This window comes from Pseudomonas sp. CFII64 (assembly GCF_000416235.1).
GTDB lineage: Bacteria > Pseudomonadota > Gammaproteobacteria > Pseudomonadales > Pseudomonadaceae > Aquipseudomonas.
On record NZ_ATLO01000035.1, the window covers coordinates 15,113 to 31,440 of the forward strand.

Genomic DNA, 16,328 nt, shown 5'->3' on the forward strand with positions numbered 1-16,328 from the left:
CGCCCGCCATAATTTACTCGCCGCTGAACCATCTTTCTCCATCAGAGCTGCCGCCCCATGCGCCCAATCGCTCGTTCTTGTCTCCTGCTCCTGATTCCCCTGTTCACGCTATTCACCGGCTCAGCCCAAGCCAGCGCAGAAGGGCAGCTCGCCCAAGCCATCAACGACTACCGCGCCCAACCCTCGCGCTGCGCCAGCAACACACCCCGCGCCCTGTCGCCATTGGCGCTGAAGTCGAAACTCGCCCTGCCCATCGGCTTCGGCGGCGATCTGCGCGAGACACTCAAGGCGTCCGGCTATCGCGCGGTGTCGGTGCGAACCATCCGTTTGGTCGGCGCGCCAGACGCAGACGCCGCGTTCGACATGCTTCAACGCCGCTATTGCGCGGCGCTGCTCGACACCGATTTCGCAGACATCGGCATCACCCGCGCCGCGAACGAATGGCGCGTGGTACTGGCCAAACCGCTGCTCGATGGTCGCCTGGAAGACAAACAAACCGCCGGCAAAACCTTGCTCGCCCAAGTCAACGCCGCCCGCGCTCAGCCACGCATGTGCGGTCGCAAACCCTACGCCGCCGCCCGCCCGCTGGCCTGGAACGCGGCGTTGGAAGCCGCTGCGCAACGACACAGCCTGGCCATGGCCAGTGAAAGCTACTTCGCACACATCGACCCCAACGGCGACTTGCCCGAAGACCGCGCCCGAGCGGCTGGCTACGGCGGTCGCCAGGTCGGCGAAAACATCGCCAGCGGCCAGGGCTCGGCAACCACCGCGATGCAAGGCTGGCTTGCCAGCCCCGGCCACTGCGCCAACCTCATGAACCCGATGTTCACCCAGGTCGGCGCGGCATACGGCACCAACGCCAGGAGCCATGCCGGGGTTTACTGGACGATGGTATTCGGCGCGCCTTGATGGGTATGCTCAGCGCAGGATTTTCATAAGCGAGGACGGACCAATGCTGGATTTCAACAACAAGGGCTTTTTCAAACTCAAACAAAACAGCGAATACGCCGAGCGCGTCCAGTCGCTGCTGCTGGAAGGCGAAGAAGTCATCGACGCCTACAAATCCATGCGCGACGGCGTGGTGTTCACCAACAAACGCATCATCTCGGTCAACGTGCAGGGCATCACCGGCAGCAAAAAAGACTTCACCTCGCTGCCCTACAAAAACATCGTCGCCTACTCCATCGAAACCTCCGGAACCTTCGACCTGGATTCCGAACTGGAAATCTACTTCTCGTCGCTCGACAAAGTGAAATTCGAATTCACCGGCAGAACCTCGATTATCGAAATCTCCAAACACATTTCCCGCTACCTGCTGGATTGACCGCCCGCTGTCGACGCTCTACAGCTGAGCCTCGATAGCCGCTTTATCGACAATCGACCAGACCCGCGCAATCTTCCCGTCGCGAAACTGATAAAAGACATTCTCGGTAAAACTCACCCGCTTGCCGTTCACCGCCAGCCCCAGAAATTCACCCTGCGGGCTGCAATCGAAACCGAGGCGCGCAGCAATATGGCTGGCGTCCACAACCAGCAACAGAATGTTGAACTGCAAATCCGGGATCTGCCGAAAATCGTTCTCCAGCATCTCCCGATACCCCGCAAGCCCGAACGGCCGGTCATTGTGATACGCGTCTTCGTGAACGAAGTTGCCAAGCGCCGGCCAGTCTTGGGCGTTGAGGCAGGCGATGTAGGCTTTGTAGGTGTCAGGGAGCGTTGAGGTGGTCATAAGCTGCCTCGCAATTTTAGAGCGCTCGAAAGGCGCACAACCCCGTTGGAGCGAGGCCAGCACTTCAAGCCGCCGCAAGAAACGTGAAGTTACGACGTTTTACTCTCCGCTTCCAACCCGGCAACCGCCGCTTCCACCAAAACTCGCGCCGCTTCAATCTGATGCATCACCGCTCGCGCGAGCGCCCGGAATTCCCTTGTGCTGTTGTCCGCTGATTCATACGCGGTGGCGGCTGCGCAGGTGAGGTATTCCGAGGCAGTGATGAGGGCGTCTTCGACGTTTATGCCTGGCTTTGTAGTGAACAGGTTCATGCCGGTTTCGTAGGGCTTGGTCTGTTGATTTGGTTTACGGGTAGCTGCGATGTGGAACTGAACATAATGACCTCTCGACATAGTTAGGCCATCACTCATTGCGACTAAACAAAGGGTGGCGGCTGTGCGCGGGTTAGTCGACCGGCGTCAAGAGAACCCGGCGCACCCGAAGGTGCCCCGTGCACAGCCACCATAAATGCCATACCGGTATCGTGGGTATGGGGGATGGAGGTGAGCCATGTTGATCTTGACTGTCAGGCGACTAAACCCGGCCGTTGATTTCAACGACAGGCAGGAAATTAGCCGCAGCGTCAGGCATCTACAAGCGGTGCAGAGGATATCCACAAAATTCAGAATCGTCTTACAGAAGGGCGGATTTATTGCTGAAGGATGTTTCTGGATTACGGGGATTTGGGGGTGGTTTTCTGATGGGTTGGGTCGGGTTTTACGGGTATTTGCCCATGGACGCCGCAACGCTCTGGCAAGCGCCGCAGAATAGGTCAGCCTGAACGGAAAACATTGTGAAGCATCTTGCGACGGCGTGCTAATTCCAGTGGGTGCTTCACGGTGTAAGATGCCGAGCAAACGTTCACTATCGAGGCTGCCATGACCGGGATATCCCTGAACCTGCCGGAAGACCTTTCCAACTCGCTCGCCGACTTGGCCAAGACTAATGGCCAGACTGTCAGCTACTTGGCGATGGACGTTCTTCGCGACTACATCGAGCATGAAAAGACGTTAACTGCGCAGATCGAACTGGCGGTGGAGGAGGCCGATCAAGGCAAATTCGCGACCGATGAACAGGTAGCGGCAATGCGCGCCCGGCGTTGGAGCAGGAATGCGGGTTGAGTGGCTGGAACAAGCCCTCAAAAATCTAGAGGACGAAGCAAATTACATAGCGCTTGAAAACCTCAGGTCTGCTGATGAGTTCTCAGATGCTATCTTTGCAAGCGTGGACAAGCTGGCGCGATTCCCAGCCATGGGTCGTGAAGGTCGAGTAAAGAACACGCGCGAATGGGCAGTGCCCAAGTGGTCCTATCTGATTCCCTATCGAGTACGTGGGGATCGCCTCCAGATCCTTGGTGTGTTTCACACACGACAACGGCCTCGTACCAAATGGTGACGGCACAAAAATCTCTCTAGCTAATGAAAGGCTTCGTCCTTCGGTCCGCTGCTTAGCGACCGATTTTGCAGTCTGACCTGGACGGACCCTCGAGCCAGAACAAATTGCGCAAATCTTACAGGTGCGCGCCTGTCTTCCTGCGACACTTCAAAAGCCAAATCAGCGTCAGCACGGTCGGCCAAAACAACGTGTTAAGAATGTCGTGAACGCTGGCCTGCCAGCGCCAGTAGCCGAAGCTTCCAATATCGTCTTGCCTGTCGACCCATTCGCCCACACACGCAAGGATGAAAACTACCAACCAGCCAATGTATGGCCTGTGTCGTCGGATGATAGCGACCAACATCAGATAGACCGCCATGCCCACGTAGATGTGCAGCGCGTCCTTTGACAGTCCGGTTGCCGACATGATGCTGAGCTTGATGCTTTGAGCGGTTGAGGTTTCCATGAAGTTCTTCCTCCCTGACCTTTCTACGTACTCTCGACTCTGGCCGAGCATCAATTATAAGTCGCTCTTGCACCGGCAATCCCGCCACACCCTTGCAATCAGGCACCAATCACACCACCATTGCGAATAGTTTTCATTAACATGGACGCCACTCGCTGTGTTTCCTACTCATCCGGCAAACCAAGATCCTCGTCAGCAGGCGCTTCATCGCCTGTTTGGCGAGCACCACAGCTGGCTGCTTGAACGCCTGCGTCTGCGCCTGCACTGTCGCGAGGATGCCGCCGATATGGCGGCCGAAACCTTCGCTCAGGTTGTGGCGCTGCCGGATCCCCATGCCATTCGTGAGCCCCGGGCGTTGTTGAGCCTCATTGGCAAGCGGCTGATGTTCGCCCGCTGGCGGCGCAATGATGTCGAACGTGCCTATCTCGACGCCCTCGCTTCCTTGCCCGAGCCGACCGCGCCTTCGCCCGAGGAGCATTGGGTGGTGATGGAGGCATTGATGGCGGTCGATCAGTTGCTGGATGGTTTGTCGTCCAAGGCCCGCGCGGCGTTTCTGTATAGCCAGATCGATGGCCTGACTTACGCACGTATCGCCGAGGAGTTGGGGGTGTCGGTGACGCGAGTGCATCAGTATGTGGTGCAGGGATTGACCGCGTGTTACCGGGGCGTGTCGTGACGACGGTGTCTGCGGCGGCGGCGCAGGCGATCGAGTGGTATGCGCGGCGTGCTTCGGGTGTGTTCACGGAACAGGACCAGGAGCAATTGATTGGGTGGCTGGCCGCCGACCCGAGTCATCTGCGCGCCTGGCAGACCTTGCAGCAGCAGTTGAACCGTAGCGTGACGCCGTTGGTGCAGCAGCAGGCCGCCGTCCATGCGCTGTGCGACGCCGGTTACAGTCGTCGTCGCATGCTGCGTGGCGCTCTCAGCCTGGGTGCCCTGGCTGTCGGCGCGCAGTTGTTGACCCTGCCGGGTGGACCGTTGCACGCACGTTTGCGCGCCGACCTGCGCACCTCGACCGCCCAACGCCGTACGTTCACTCTTGATGACGGCTCGACCTTGCAACTCAATGCGCAGAGTTCCGTCGATCTGAATTTCAACCCTCGGCAGCGGCACGTCCAACTGTTGCGCGGCGCGGTGCAGGCCCAGGTGCGCAGCGATCCGGCGCGGCCGTTCGTGCTGGCGTGCCCGTGGGGCGAGGTCTGGCTCGACAGTGGCCGGTGCCTGCTGGCGATGCAGGCCAGTCAGCCTCAGGTGTGGGCGCTGGAGGGTTCCTTGCAGTTGCGCACGGCCCATCACAATCAGCACCTCGCTGCCGGCCAAGGCCTGGCATTCGATGGCAACCGCTGGCAGGACCTTCCTTCGCATTATGTTGACGAGCGCAGCTGGACCAGAGGGCTGCTCGAAGTCCATGACCAGTCTCTGGGCCAAGTGATCGAGCACCTTGCGCCTTACCACCAGGGGCTGCTGCACGTTTCGACGGCGGCAGCGGCGTTGCGGATATCCGGAGTGTTTACCCTGGATGACACGCGCGTTGCGCTGGCCGCGCTCAAGGATGTGCTGCCGTTGCGCATCGATACCTGGCTGGGCGTGTGGACACGAATCGAGCGTGTCTGAATTTTTTTCCTGACACCCCTGAAAATATCCGGGACTCGCGTCACATACCTGATAGACGCGCGTATTCCGCGCACTCGTTTCCGTACTTCTGCGAGCCCGCTCATGCATCCCAACCTCCTTTTGCCGCTGTTTGCCGGCTGCCTGGCCAGCTTTACCCTGCAGGCGGCCGAAACCGCCTATGACTTCAACCTGCCTGCCGGCGCTGTGGGTAATACCCTGATCGGCATCGGCCAGGTGAGTGGCCAGCAGGTGCTGTTTATTCCGACGGATGTGGCGGGTCGCCAGGCGCCAGCGGTGCGCGGGCACTTGAGTGCGAGTGAAGCAGTGCGCCGGAGCCTGGCGGGCACCGGCCTGAGTGTGAGGGTCACCACGAGCGGTGCCTTGAGCGTGCAACGAGCCGGCGACGGCCTGACCCTGGACGCCATCAACATTGATGCAATGCGCCAGGGCGGAGAAACCGCCGACGTCGGCTATGTGGCTCAACGTTCGTCGGTTGGCACAAAAACCCGGACGGAATTGGTAAAAATCCCACAATCCGTGTCAGTAGTGACCCGCGAAGAACTCAACGCGCGCAAAAGCGACAACCTCTCCGACGCGCTCAAGTACACCCCCGGGTTCAGCAGCCAGCCCGCCAGTTTCAGCCGCACTGCCGACGACTACACCCTGCGCGGCTTCAACGTCGGCGCCGGTACCGGGGGCATCCTGCGCGATGGCATGAAACTGCAATCGAACCCCTACGACGGCAGTGTCGAAGCGTATGGGCTGGAACGCGTCGAGGTACTCAAGGGCGCCTCGTCCGTGCTGTATGGCCAGCTGTCGCCGGGCGGCATGATCAATACCGTGAGCAAGCGTCCTACCGATACGCCGCTGCACGAAATCGGCCTGGAACTGGGCAACTACGACCGCCGCCAGTACACCCTCGACCTGGGCGGACCGGTGGATGACCAAGGCCAGTTCAGCTATCGCCTGACCGGGCTGTGGCGCGACAGCGGCACGCAGGTCGACCACGTCGACGATGATCGCCGCTACATTGCCCCGGCCGTGACCTGGAAACCCGACGACGATACCTCGCTGACCATCCTCGCCAGCCATCAGGAAACCGAGACGGGTTTCTCGCCGCCGATGAGCTATGCGCTCAGCACCTACAGCAATACCCCCGGCTACAAGATCGGCCGCAACCAGTTCGTGGGCGAGCCCGGCTACGACCATTTCACCAATCGCATGGACACACTCGGCTACCTCTTCGAGCATCGCTTCAACGACAACCTGAGCGTCAATCAAAGTCTGCGTTACTTCCAGGCCAATACCAATTGGGACTACCTGATTCCCGTGTCGGTCAGCGGCAGCCGACTGCTGCGTCGCTACAGCGCCCGCGAAGAACGCTCCACCGGCTGGACCAGCGACAACAACCTGAACTTCACTTTCGACAGTGGACGCTGGCAGCATGACCTGGTGCTGGGCGTGGACTACTACCACAAGACCTATGATTCGCACCGCCTGATCAGCTCGACCCAGGCCCAACTGGCACCGTCGCTGAACCTGGCCAACCCGCAATACACCGGCGTCGGCGCCAACACCGCGCCCGACACCGGCAGTGACCTGCACAGCAGCCAGGCCGGCATCTACCTGCAAGACCAAATCACCTTCGCCGATAAATGGGTACTGCTGCTCGGTGGCCGCCAGGACTGGGCCGAGAGCGTCACCACCACCTTTGCCACCGACGCCCGCGCCACCCGCAACGACAAAAAAGCCACCGGCCGTGTAGGCCTGGTCTACCTCGCCGATAACGGCCTGGCGCCCTACGTCAGCTACAGCCAGTCATTCCAGCCGGCCAGCGTCAGTAACCCGGCCTTCGGCAACGCTTTTGCCCCACTAGAGGGTGAACAATACGAAATCGGCCTGCGCTACCAGCCACCCGGCACCGACACTCTGCTCAGCGCCGCCGTCTACCAGCTCGACCAGGACAACTCCCTGAGCCTCGACAGCCTCACCAACACCTACGTGCAATACGGCAAGACCCGCTCCAAAGGCCTGGAACTCGAAGCCAAGAGCAACCTCACCGAGAACCTTCAACTCAGTGCCGGCTACGCCTACACCGATACCCACGTACTGGAAGACAAGACCGCCAGCAACGTAGGCAAACGCATCGAAGGCGTGCCCTACAACAGCGCCAGCCTGTGGGCCACCTACCGTTTGGCAAGCCTTGGCCTGGAACGCCTGCGCCTGGGGGCTGGCGCCCGGTACACAGGGACTACGCGGACTACACCGAGCGCTTACGATGGGAAGATCCCGGCTTATACGCTGGTCGATGCGCTGGTGAGTTACGACGTGGACAGTCACTGGCAACTGCAGGCTAAAGCGCAGAATCTGTTCGACAGGAAATACCTGTATTGCAATACAACATGCCGGTATGGCGATGAGCGCAGCTTGATTGGTTCGGTTACGTATAAGTGGTGAAAGCCCAGGCGGTCGGCAGGTGAGTTCAGCTTGTTATCAACAGCAGGCGGGGTTGCGCTGTACTTGGCTAGACCCGGTACTGGCACCTCCGCATGCCCCTACTTCACCTGCGCCTCCTCCAACAGCCAGTGCGCAAATGCCTGGATGGGTGTGCGGCTCAGCTCAAGATGTTCGGGTAACACCAGGCAAAAGGTCTTGGCGACATTCTCCTCCTGCGGCCATGGCGCAACCAGCCGGCCTTGCTCCAGCTCTGCTTCCACATACAGGCGTGGTACGAGTGCCACGCCGAGGCCAGCCAGTGCTGCCTCGATCAACATCGCATGCAAATCGTAGCGCGCGCCCATCGCTGCGTTGCTCAGGACAATCCGGGTTTCCTGGGCGTAACGCTGCCAGGCATCCGGGTTCTGCCGTCGGTGTAATCGCGGCAGTGAATCCAGGTCCGTTGCCTGCTTGTCCGGATTCAGGAGGGCAGGATGACAAACCGGAATTAATACTTCGTTCAACAGGCGGTGCGTGTGCATGCCTGTCCAGGCCGGGTGCTCAAAATGGATGGCGGCATCAAATCCGCTACCGGCAAGTACGAACGGTTCCATACGTTCCGAGAGGTGCACGCAGATATTTGGGTGTTGCCGGCCAAAGCCAGACAACCGAGGAATCAGCCAGCGCAAGGCAAAGGTTGGGCTGACGGCGATATCCAGGCTTTCGCCGTCGCTGGGCTGACCCATCAAATACTGGCTGTCCCTGTCGAGCCGGTCGAGTACTTCGCGCACTTGGGCAGCGTAGCGCTCACCGTTAGGCAAGAGCCGTACGCGGTTGCCAACGCGCTCGAATAGCGTGATGCCCAGAAAGGCTTCCAGGCGGCCTATCTGCCTACTGATGCCGCCTTCGGTCAAGGCCAACTCTTTTGCGGCACGGGCGAAACTGCCATGGCGGGCTGCTGTTTCAAAGGCCATCAGGGCAGCGTTACTGGGGAGCTTTCGACGCATGGTCTTTCCTGGTTCAAATCAAGGCAGTCACCTTGATGTTTAGTCACTGTAGGGTGCCGAAAAGTCGTTTTATCGGTCATTAGCGCGGCATTAGCATGATGGAACATCAACCAATGAAGTGACATGATGATTTACACAGTCGAATGCAACTACGCCGACCCCGCCAGCGAAGCCGAGTGGAATGCGTTTTACAGCCTGGAAAAACTGCCAGCGCTGATCTCGGTCAGCGGATTTGGCTCCTCACAGCGTTTCAAAGCCTTGAGCGGCGATTGTCCGGGCTACCTGGCCCTACATTCGGTCGATAGGCTTGCCGTATTGCAGAGCGACGAGTACCGCCAAAAAGGAGGTGGCAACTTTTCCCGCTGGCAGTCGCACATCACTGATTGGAGACGCAACCTCTATGCCGGGCTGGACCGGGCAATTGCCGTGGGCGCGGACGAATTCCTGTTGGTCAGTGAACAAGGCCCTCAAACGCTGATTGAATTAGGCCTTACACCTCTAGCGCTGCACGCCGTTGCTTTGGACAAGACCCCTGCACACCGTTGGCTGGCCAAACTCGATTGCACTCAGGCAAGGGCCAGCGAACTGCAGGGGTTGAATGTATATCGCGCAATGACTGTGCAGTTACTGTCATGAGTTACTTGGACATAAATCGCGGAATACTCCCCAGCCAGCAAATAGGCGACTTTTCAATCACCGCCATCAGCGACGGTTACTTGGGGGCGAGCCTGGATTTTCTCGCCAATATTGCGCCAACGGAGGCGGTCCGGCTTCAGTTAGCCGCCGGGATCAGCGAGCCAGCTTCGATCCATATCAATTGCTATCTGGTACGTGGGCGTGGCCGAACGATTCTGATCGACGCCGGCGCCGGTGGCTTCAAGCAATGGGGCGGCGAGTTGCTGGCCAATCTTGCATTGGCCGGCGTGCAACCCAGCGAAATAGACACGATTCTGCTGACCCACGCGCACCCCGACCACATCGGTGGCTTGTTGAACGCAGTGGGCGAAATCGCCTTCGCCAATGCTGAGTTGGTTGTGCATCAACGAGAGCTAGCGTTCTGGGAGGACGATGGCCACCTTGGTCAGGCCAGTGAGCGCGCGCGGGGAAACTTTCTGTTGGCACGAAGGGTGTTCGAGCAATACCGGCAAAATCTACGCCCGTTCACCGCCAACGACGTACTGCCCGGCATCAGCGCGATGCCGTTGCCTGGGCATACGGTCGGGCATTGCGGCTACCGCTTCGAATCCGCAGCGGGCAGCCTGCTGGTGTGGGGCGATATCGTTCATTTTCCTCAGATTCAGATTGCGCGCCCCGATGTCACGATTGCCTTCGATCAGGACCCGCTGCTATCGGCGGCCACGCGTACGAGGTTGCTGGATGTAGCCAGTACAGACAACTTGATGGTCGCTGGCATGCACTTGGGCGCGCTCGGTTTTGCTCATATCAAGCGCTCCGGTAACACCTACGCCATTGCTTACGAAGCGTGAGCCAAGTACGGGCAACAAGCTGTCTTTCGATAGTGTTTCTTAGCGCCTGAAAAAACTCCCTTGTACGCGTTGGGCTGCAGCAGCGGCATGGGTATCAGGAAATCGCAAGCGTCTTGCTGAAGTGAAAGCGGCCAAAACGAAAAAACCCGCCAGAAGGCGGGCTTGTCGCGGGGGGGCAGAGATTTTGAAAGCCTTCTCTGGAACCTTGTATGGTGCGGCACCAGACGAACGGTAGCTAGGAGCGGGGCTAGGTCTTTTGCGGGACTGGAGTTCGGTGGAAAATTTGGCGTACCCCAACCGGTAACTATAAATAAATCAGCTAGTTATGGATTTTAGTGGAATCGAACCCGGTATTTACAAAGTGTCAGCACCTTAATCTTCCAAAGACGCGTACGGAATGGTAAACATTCTTAGTCCGACCGTTACCGCTGCGGCTAATAGGCAGGAATCGGCCGATTCTGCTGAGCAAGTCACCCCGGCTTGGCCGCCCATACATTGAGCAGTAAAAAGGCCCTTTTTGCATGCTGCTACGTCAATTTGAGCCCTGAACATTCTGCGCAAAGCGGATTACAATTTCCGACGCGTACTTTTCTGCCGTGGAAACCGAAGCCGATTTTTCCAACAGTATCGGCCCAAAACGATCATTCACCCTAGGCTATGTAAATAGCCCTTGATTTTGATGTGCCACCAATATATATCCTAATATTTTGGCCATCTAGCCGGGGATCGAAAATGACTGATTTTTGCATTTCAGCCGTTAGGTATGACACGTCGAATCAGCATATCGCTATGCTGAAAGTTCATGAAGATAAAGGATCGAAAATAGGCCCGGCCCGTATAGTACCAAGAGAATTCGTAGCTGACTTGATTCGTCTGAATAAAGCTACATTTCAGACGATTATTCATAGCAAAGAGAGCAAAAGTTGGAGTAATGGTGCATTAGTGCATGTCATAGATGACACGTACCTATCGACTGATCGAAATGATATCAGTAAAGACAATTTAGGAAAATTGCCAGGGTTTTAATTCATACAGAGGGGAGAGCTAAAATTACTCGCCCCTTGTTTTTTAGTTGGTTGATGCATAGGTTTTTTTGTGTGTCCAGTTTGGGTCGTTAGTAGCCTGCCATGAGTGGCAGGCAACAGTCAGTAGTGGAGGATTGAAGTGGTCGGAGTAAGTCGCGAGCGCCATTTTTCTTACTTAGTGAAATTGTATTTGTACACAATTTATAATCAGGTAGACCTGAGCGGAAAGCAATGCTTGCAGAAGTTAATTTAAGTTGGACATAACAAGGTGTCTATTTACCTCTTGAGGCGCAATAAATGTTTAACTGGGTTTATGAAACATTTTCCTTGCCTGCTGCATTAGCTTGTATCGGGGCATTGATCAGCGCTGGTGGCGCACTTTGGGCATCTCACGAACAAAATAAATCTCAGAAAGAATCCGAAACTCAAGTAGTCCAAATAAAGCAATTGAATACCAAGATTCTGGCTCTCTCAGAGGAAAGTAGGGTTCTTGCAAAGGAAGGAATAGCATCTATAACTGGCGGCGACGGATTTGCTTACGTAGATATATTGAAAGGTTTTTTTCCAGGGGCTCTTTCGCCTGCGATTATTTCGGAAAGCGAGTACCCGCAATATGATTTATCAATTCGTTTCTTTGACGAAGACAAAAATCATGAAGAACAGATTTCTCAGCCCTTGATACTTAATATCGCAACACTTCCACCGGGCCAGAGCGTTTTTCATAGAATTCCAGCATTCGACATTGAAAAGAAAAATGATTATGCAAGATTCAATCTATTCATTAGTGCGCGGAATGGTTCTTTTATTGAGGAGCTTCGTTTAAGGAAGGTTGACGGCGACTGGTTCTCTGCATTTCGCGTATTCAGGAATAAGCCCAATGGGGACAAAATACTTCTGATGGAGCGCGCCATGGAGAAGTATCCGAGAGCCCAAGACAGATCCCTCATTTGGTAGTGGGGATTGCCAGTTCTAAATAGGACATAATGTTATGTGCTCTGGTGGCAGGGCACGTAGAATGATAGCAAGGCTCATTTGATCGGCAATGGTCGATGAGGCTTCAGGATTCAGCCTGACGAGCCGATAGTTAATCATATCGATATTATTATGTTGGTAATTTGGAGGTTCTGTGAGGTTTGAGCATGAAGGTCTACTGGTAGATGATTACAATTTGAGTTTGGATCGTCACTGCAAAGACTGCGGCAAGGCGTACACCATTGGTGATTATATGGGCGGCTTTTCTGAGCATCATTTTTATAGGCCTGTTGATTATAAAAGCGGGTGCGAAAGAAGCTGTTTGGAGTGCTGGCTTGGAGTTTCTGAATTTGTGAAGCCGAGACCGCAGAATCTGCAGCCTGTATTTCATAATCTGAATCTTACCTTTCCGCTTGAACATGGGCATTGGTACGATGACAGCCATTATGAACAGATCATCGCCGGTCAGTGGGCTGTTACGTATGAAAAGTATTTAAAGGACGGTTGTCATCTGGTCGTGTTGCCGCTTGCAAGGCTGCAGACTGATAGGGTTGTATTAATCCCTAACGGTGTTGCTATTTATCCTGTCGGTCGATTTGGATTTTCAACGATAGCTGGCGATCAAAGCGCGTTGATGGCGGCGGCTTTCCAATCCGCAGCATCAGGCGTGTCGATAGCAGATTTAAAGTCTCACCCAGTCATGGTTTTTCCTGTGAGATTTTCTTGGGAGGCATTGATTCATGCAAACCATAAAGACCATATGATAATGATCGATGCTCTGTCTGGATTGACTGAACCCTTGTGTTTCGATCTGTTCAGGTACTGGCATTGTAGATTGGGACAAACTCCTGATGAGGGGCTTCCTGCATTGCCTGGTCAGTTGCAATCGAACTTGATGATGGCGGGGGCTCTACTGATCAACGGGCTTACTCATCAGTCAGTAGTTCTAGGTGGCGCAGCGTTCAGCCATAAGATAACCCGTGGGCTAGGGTTGGTTCTTCGGCAACCTGAGTGGGAACAGATGCCGTATGGGGGAGAAGTGGGGGGAATAGTTATCCATGCTCTGTCGCTATATTCCCAGATGATACAAACACAATCCTCGACTGCGAAATTTATTCAAGCCCTAAGTTTGTTGGAGTTTCTGGCTTTTCCTAAAGCTTATCAAAAATTCACAAAAGTCAAGACAGTCATATCGAGATACATCACAACATGTCCTTCCGAACGAAAAAAGATTTTGGATAGGTTTGAAGAACTTACTGGAAAAAAAGATCCTGTCACGGGAGATGAAATGGGTCTGAGAACACGAATAGTTCATATTGGTGGCCGTTTGGAGTTTCTCGTCCCGTCAGGCAGGGATCGTGAGGCGTTGTTCTTAGAACTCGATGGATATGTGCGGTGCGTGATCGATCATATGATCGATCATTCGTCCTTGTCTTGGGATTCTTATGAGGAAGTTAAGGCGCAGATGTAAATCCCTAGTGTGCTGCGTGCCAGTACGGTTCCTACAAACAAGCGCATACATTGCGATTGAACTGGCAGGGCCGATCCAAGCATAGGAGCCGCGTCAGTAGCGATGAAAGGCAGCCTTTCTTCTAACCAACATCATCAAAGCAAGTGGGAGTATACGATTACTCACACTAACTTTTTTAGTTCGATTGGTTATGCTGGCTGCTAATTACTCAGCACTGTAAACCTTGACTTCTTGTAAGATTGCGATAATTGGATTCATCAGTCCATCATAGTCTTTATTGGAAATAACTTGATTGAGCATGAGTAGTACGAAAAGAATTGCTTTCAGGCAACTCCTCGAGCACGCACACGATGTGGACTATGCCGAGTGAAAAACGGGGTCAGACCACGATTTTCGTTATTTAATTGAAAACGTGGTCTGACCCCCTATTCCCGCGTTGTCACCTATGATTCAGCCTTTACTTATCTTGATTGCATCCGAAATCCAATCTTCTATGTTGTTTTTAATGTCATTATAAGCATCTGAAGCTTTTGGGGTGATACAAGGAGGTGTTTTGGAAGCACCGTTCCGTTTGTATGTAAAGTGATCGAGAGGGTTTTTTCCTTTTTTACCAACTCCATCGTTAGGGTCCTTGAGATCGTTTACATGTATCGCGAGCAAACCTTTTTTGTCATTCCATGCCTTTTTGATTTCATGCTTGACCCAAGGCCGTTCAGAGGTTTTTTCGCCCACTAGAACAACCACGCAGTCACAGTCTTTCATTTTGCTATCGATCCAATCTTCAATAGCTTTGTCTCCTTTCTTTTTAACAGTCTCCCAATCGTTGGCCTCCACAGGCTGATTACTTTCTAATGCGCCAATGTTACGCACTAGTTGGGTTCTCATTACGTCATTGTCAAAGTGAAAACTATAAAAAACCTTGGTCTTAGCCATTTTATTTTCCTAAACGTTGTATGATGTTAATGGTTTTTTTGATTATTTCATGCTGTGTAAGTTTTTCGTTGTTTAGTTCCTTTATTAGCGGATAAATCCAAGTGTTGGTTCCGAAATATTTAGTCGGATTTTCTTCCAATTGTGAAGTTATTATCTTTGCCATATATCCTGTTGCTCCGATAGGGATCGGGATGACGCCATTACTAACCGCAATTTCAAACTCTCGCATTACGCCATTTGCTGGAATAATGGAGCCGTTATCACTTTTTTTATTTCCGAAAATGAAGAGTGCGATACCCGTCAGCGCGATCATTCTTTGGCGATAATCTTCCCATAGATCTGCGAGATTTTTGTTGTTCGTCTCAAATTGTGGAAAAGGCCTAACAATCAATTGGTCTTCTGAGAATTTTTCAGGGGCAGAGTAGATTGCCTCAAGCGCACCGTTTATTACTGCGCTCCCGACTCCCCATCCAAAGCCATTTACAATTCGTAAATTAGTGATGATGAGTTTTTTGCTTAGTTCGTGAATAAAAGATTGCGCTTCAGATCTTTGCCAGTCGCCATATTCCTCGGCACTTCCTGATATGAATATAGTTTTCTTTCTGAAACGTATTTCTATCTCCTTAAGTATCTCTGTTATGGTTTCGTATTCATCTACGAGTACCGTCTGGATTTTGTATCTTTTTAGGTCGTTTATTTTAAGTTCTTGTTTTCGGGTTTTATATTTAAATGCTTCGTCACAGTCATTGCTGAGCCGGCTTTCACGTTTCATGAAGCAATAATGTTGTTTGTTGCTGCTGGTGCGAAGCCGGCTTAAAACATAGTCTAAGTTTGGATCGGTGAAGCTGAAGCCGATAAAAAGAAATGTCTTTGATATTAAATCTCCGCTCAGAGCTGTGATGAACTGTTCATGTGTCTTGTAGTATTCTTCATACTGCTCCTTTGCAATTATTGCTTTGGATGGAGAGCTTGCATCTCCATGCATCTTGTAAACGACAACATCTCGTTTAGGTTTTGTGTTCGCTAACTGGTCTATTTCATGCTTTATATCAACGACTTTAAGTGCTTCCTTAAGGCTGTCTTCGATCAATGTGTCATAATTTGTTGTCCAATATGTAGGTATTGGAAGTCTTGCGAGTATTTTATGGTTTATCGAGCTTTCAGCTTGCTCGGAAAACTCCTCAAGGATTTTTTTTGTTATTCCAGCCTTGCTGGCTCGGTGATTTACGTGGTATTGCGCAAGTGAAATTAAGTCGTGCTCATCATCAATTTTTAAACCAAGCTCGTCCGCGATGTCCCTTAGTAGTTCTTTCCAATCTACATAACCTGAACTTTTTGACATCCCTGCACCAGCAAAGATAGCAACGTTTTTTTCGGCAATATCCTTCACAAACTCTTTTATGAAGGCCTCAATTTCGTGATCGAAAGCCATATTGTTCTCGTTGTTGAAAATTGACTGGGTTTAAGTTTTCATCACAGCGCTGACTCGACAATCTTTTGTGTGATGTATTTGGGTGTATGGGCTTTTAATCTTTGCGCACTGATAGTGTCAGTGTTAAATGTGATTAAACTTATCGGGCTAAGTTTTATTGGCTTTTTTCTTCCTGAAAAAAACTCAACAGTAAGTTGAGGCTTACGCGGTTCTATGCGTTGTTCTGCATGGCAAACAACAAAATTTTCCGAGGACTGGGAAGCGGTAGAAATGTGCACATTGACGTCCTTGTCTCAACCAGCAGCAAGCCAGTAGGTGGCACTATGCTATCCGTGTCTGGGCT

At 53.3% G+C, this 16,328-nt stretch carries 19 protein-coding genes; 13 read left to right on the plus strand and 6 right to left on the minus strand.

Annotated features, from left to right (window positions below; all coding sequences use genetic code 11):
- The first annotated feature begins 57 nt into the window (after positions 1-57).
- Entirely contained in the window at positions 58-909 is an 852-nt protein-coding gene (locus CFII64_RS15295; RefSeq protein ID WP_020291703.1) for a CAP domain-containing protein, read from the plus strand.
- 43 nt (positions 910-952) lie between these two features.
- Complete coding sequence (locus CFII64_RS15300; RefSeq protein WP_020291704.1) at positions 953-1,324, plus strand: PH domain-containing protein; 372 nt, start codon at positions 953-955, stop codon at positions 1,322-1,324.
- A gap of 18 nt (positions 1,325-1,342) precedes the next feature.
- On the opposite strand, the gene CFII64_RS15305 is transcribed toward CFII64_RS15300, so the two are convergent.
- On the minus strand, positions 1,343-1,729 hold the full coding sequence (locus CFII64_RS15305) for an ester cyclase (protein WP_020291705.1): 387 nt from the start codon (positions 1,727-1,729) through the stop codon (positions 1,343-1,345).
- A gap of 89 nt (positions 1,730-1,818) precedes the next feature.
- Complete coding sequence (locus CFII64_RS15310) at positions 1,819-2,040, minus strand: DUF6124 family protein (RefSeq protein WP_044901430.1); 222 nt, start codon at positions 2,038-2,040, stop codon at positions 1,819-1,821.
- Positions 2,041-2,278: 238 nt separating this feature from the next.
- Here CFII64_RS15310 and CFII64_RS15315 point away from each other — a divergent pair, with 238 nt between their 5' ends.
- From CFII64_RS15315 to CFII64_RS15325, 3 genes are all read left to right on the plus strand, one after another.
- Entirely contained in the window at positions 2,279-2,539 is a 261-nt protein-coding gene (locus CFII64_RS15315) for a hypothetical protein (RefSeq protein ID WP_020291707.1), read from the plus strand.
- A 107-nt stretch (positions 2,540-2,646) separates the two neighbouring features.
- Complete coding sequence (locus CFII64_RS15320; RefSeq protein ID WP_020291708.1) at positions 2,647-2,889, plus strand: CopG family ribbon-helix-helix protein; 243 nt, start codon at positions 2,647-2,649, stop codon at positions 2,887-2,889.
- Positions 2,879-3,163, plus strand: a complete 285-nt coding sequence (locus CFII64_RS15325; RefSeq protein ID WP_020291709.1) for a type II toxin-antitoxin system RelE/ParE family toxin — start codon at positions 2,879-2,881, stop codon at positions 3,161-3,163. Before CFII64_RS15320 ends, CFII64_RS15325 begins: the two co-directional genes overlap by 11 nt.
- Positions 3,164-3,278: 115 nt before the next feature.
- Here the strand turns inward: CFII64_RS15325 and CFII64_RS15330 are convergent, their stop codons facing one another.
- Positions 3,279-3,608, minus strand: coding sequence for a hypothetical protein (locus CFII64_RS15330; RefSeq protein WP_020291710.1), 330 nt, complete (start codon positions 3,606-3,608; stop codon positions 3,279-3,281).
- Positions 3,609-3,765: 157 nt separating this feature from the next.
- Here CFII64_RS15330 and CFII64_RS15335 point away from each other — a divergent pair, with 157 nt between their 5' ends.
- The 3 genes from CFII64_RS15335 (at position 3,766) to CFII64_RS15345 (ending at position 7,679) form a co-directional block, all read left to right on the plus strand.
- Complete coding sequence (locus CFII64_RS15335; protein ID WP_020291711.1) at positions 3,766-4,284, plus strand: sigma-70 family RNA polymerase sigma factor; 519 nt, start codon at positions 3,766-3,768, stop codon at positions 4,282-4,284.
- Positions 4,281-5,222 (plus strand): FecR domain-containing protein, encoded by a 942-nt coding sequence (locus tag CFII64_RS15340; RefSeq protein ID WP_044901421.1) that lies wholly within the window; start codon positions 4,281-4,283, stop codon positions 5,220-5,222. The genes CFII64_RS15335 and CFII64_RS15340 overlap by 4 nt, the downstream gene beginning before the upstream one ends.
- Before the next feature lie 102 nt (positions 5,223-5,324).
- The gene (locus CFII64_RS15345) at positions 5,325-7,679 is read left to right on the plus strand and encodes a TonB-dependent siderophore receptor (RefSeq protein ID WP_020291713.1); all 2,355 of its coding nucleotides are present in this window, start codon (positions 5,325-5,327) and stop codon (positions 7,677-7,679) included.
- 98 nt (positions 7,680-7,777) lie between these two features.
- On the opposite strand, the gene CFII64_RS15350 is transcribed toward CFII64_RS15345, so the two are convergent.
- Positions 7,778-8,665, minus strand: coding sequence for a LysR substrate-binding domain-containing protein (locus tag CFII64_RS15350; protein ID WP_020291714.1), 888 nt, complete (start codon positions 8,663-8,665; stop codon positions 7,778-7,780).
- Positions 8,666-8,791: 126 nt separating this feature from the next.
- Here CFII64_RS15350 and CFII64_RS15355 point away from each other — a divergent pair, with 126 nt between their 5' ends.
- The 5 genes from CFII64_RS15355 to CFII64_RS29795 all read left to right on the plus strand — a co-directional run bounded on the left by CFII64_RS15355 (position 8,792) and on the right by CFII64_RS29795 (position 13,620).
- Entirely contained in the window at positions 8,792-9,301 is a 510-nt protein-coding gene (locus CFII64_RS15355; protein ID WP_044901431.1) for a hypothetical protein, read from the plus strand.
- On the plus strand, positions 9,298-10,152 hold the full coding sequence (locus tag CFII64_RS15360; protein ID WP_020291716.1) for an MBL fold metallo-hydrolase: 855 nt from the start codon (positions 9,298-9,300) through the stop codon (positions 10,150-10,152). The genes CFII64_RS15355 and CFII64_RS15360 overlap by 4 nt, the downstream gene beginning before the upstream one ends.
- Before the next feature lie 732 nt (positions 10,153-10,884).
- Positions 10,885-11,178, plus strand: coding sequence for a DUF3892 domain-containing protein (locus CFII64_RS30560; protein ID WP_084488276.1), 294 nt, complete (start codon positions 10,885-10,887; stop codon positions 11,176-11,178).
- Positions 11,179-11,474: 296 nt separating this feature from the next.
- Entirely contained in the window at positions 11,475-12,131 is a 657-nt protein-coding gene (locus tag CFII64_RS15365; protein WP_020291717.1) for a hypothetical protein, read from the plus strand.
- A gap of 172 nt (positions 12,132-12,303) precedes the next feature.
- A complete protein-coding gene (locus CFII64_RS29795) occupies positions 12,304-13,620 on the plus strand; it encodes a hypothetical protein (protein WP_156883196.1) in 1,317 nt (438 codons plus the stop codon).
- A gap of 450 nt (positions 13,621-14,070) precedes the next feature.
- Here CFII64_RS29795 and CFII64_RS15380 read toward each other — a convergent pair whose 3' ends face one another.
- The gene (locus CFII64_RS15380; protein ID WP_020291720.1) at positions 14,071-14,553 is read right to left on the minus strand and encodes a TIR domain-containing protein; all 483 of its coding nucleotides are present in this window, start codon (positions 14,551-14,553) and stop codon (positions 14,071-14,073) included.
- A gap of 1 nt (position 14,554) precedes the next feature.
- Complete coding sequence (locus CFII64_RS15385) at positions 14,555-15,985, minus strand: SIR2 family protein (protein WP_020291721.1); 1,431 nt, start codon at positions 15,983-15,985, stop codon at positions 14,555-14,557.
- Between the last annotated feature and the right edge of the window lie 343 nt (positions 15,986-16,328).

What these genes read in the sequence shown, in the direction of transcription:
- CFII64_RS15295 (WP_020291703.1), top strand. Translation starts at nt 58, where the DNA reads ATGCGCCCAATCGCTCGTTCTTGTCTCCTGCTCCTGATTCCCCTGTTC.
- CFII64_RS15300 (WP_020291704.1), top strand. Translation starts at nt 953, where the DNA reads ATGCTGGATTTCAACAACAAGGGCTTTTTCAAACTCAAACAAAACAGC.
- CFII64_RS15305 (WP_020291705.1), bottom strand. Translation starts at nt 1,729, where the DNA reads ATGACCACCTCAACGCTCCCTGACACCTACAAAGCCTACATCGCCTGC.
- CFII64_RS15310 (WP_044901430.1), bottom strand. Translation starts at nt 2,040, where the DNA reads ATGAACCTGTTCACTACAAAGCCAGGCATAAACGTCGAAGACGCCCTC.
- CFII64_RS15315 (WP_020291707.1), top strand. Translation starts at nt 2,279, where the DNA reads ATGTTGATCTTGACTGTCAGGCGACTAAACCCGGCCGTTGATTTCAAC.
- CFII64_RS15320 (WP_020291708.1), top strand. Translation starts at nt 2,647, where the DNA reads ATGACCGGGATATCCCTGAACCTGCCGGAAGACCTTTCCAACTCGCTC.
- CFII64_RS15325 (WP_020291709.1), top strand. Translation starts at nt 2,879, where the DNA reads ATGCGGGTTGAGTGGCTGGAACAAGCCCTCAAAAATCTAGAGGACGAA.
- CFII64_RS15330 (WP_020291710.1), bottom strand. Translation starts at nt 3,608, where the DNA reads ATGGAAACCTCAACCGCTCAAAGCATCAAGCTCAGCATCATGTCGGCA.
- CFII64_RS15345 (WP_020291713.1), top strand. Translation starts at nt 5,325, where the DNA reads ATGCATCCCAACCTCCTTTTGCCGCTGTTTGCCGGCTGCCTGGCCAGC.
- CFII64_RS15350 (WP_020291714.1), bottom strand. Translation starts at nt 8,665, where the DNA reads ATGCGTCGAAAGCTCCCCAGTAACGCTGCCCTGATGGCCTTTGAAACA.
- CFII64_RS15355 (WP_044901431.1), top strand. Translation starts at nt 8,792, where the DNA reads ATGATTTACACAGTCGAATGCAACTACGCCGACCCCGCCAGCGAAGCC.
- CFII64_RS15360 (WP_020291716.1), top strand. Translation starts at nt 9,298, where the DNA reads ATGAGTTACTTGGACATAAATCGCGGAATACTCCCCAGCCAGCAAATA.
- CFII64_RS30560 (WP_084488276.1), top strand. Translation starts at nt 10,885, where the DNA reads ATGACTGATTTTTGCATTTCAGCCGTTAGGTATGACACGTCGAATCAG.
- CFII64_RS15365 (WP_020291717.1), top strand. Translation starts at nt 11,475, where the DNA reads ATGTTTAACTGGGTTTATGAAACATTTTCCTTGCCTGCTGCATTAGCT.
- CFII64_RS15380 (WP_020291720.1), bottom strand. Translation starts at nt 14,553, where the DNA reads ATGGCTAAGACCAAGGTTTTTTATAGTTTTCACTTTGACAATGACGTA.
- CFII64_RS15385 (WP_020291721.1), bottom strand. Translation starts at nt 15,985, where the DNA reads ATGGCTTTCGATCACGAAATTGAGGCCTTCATAAAAGAGTTTGTGAAG.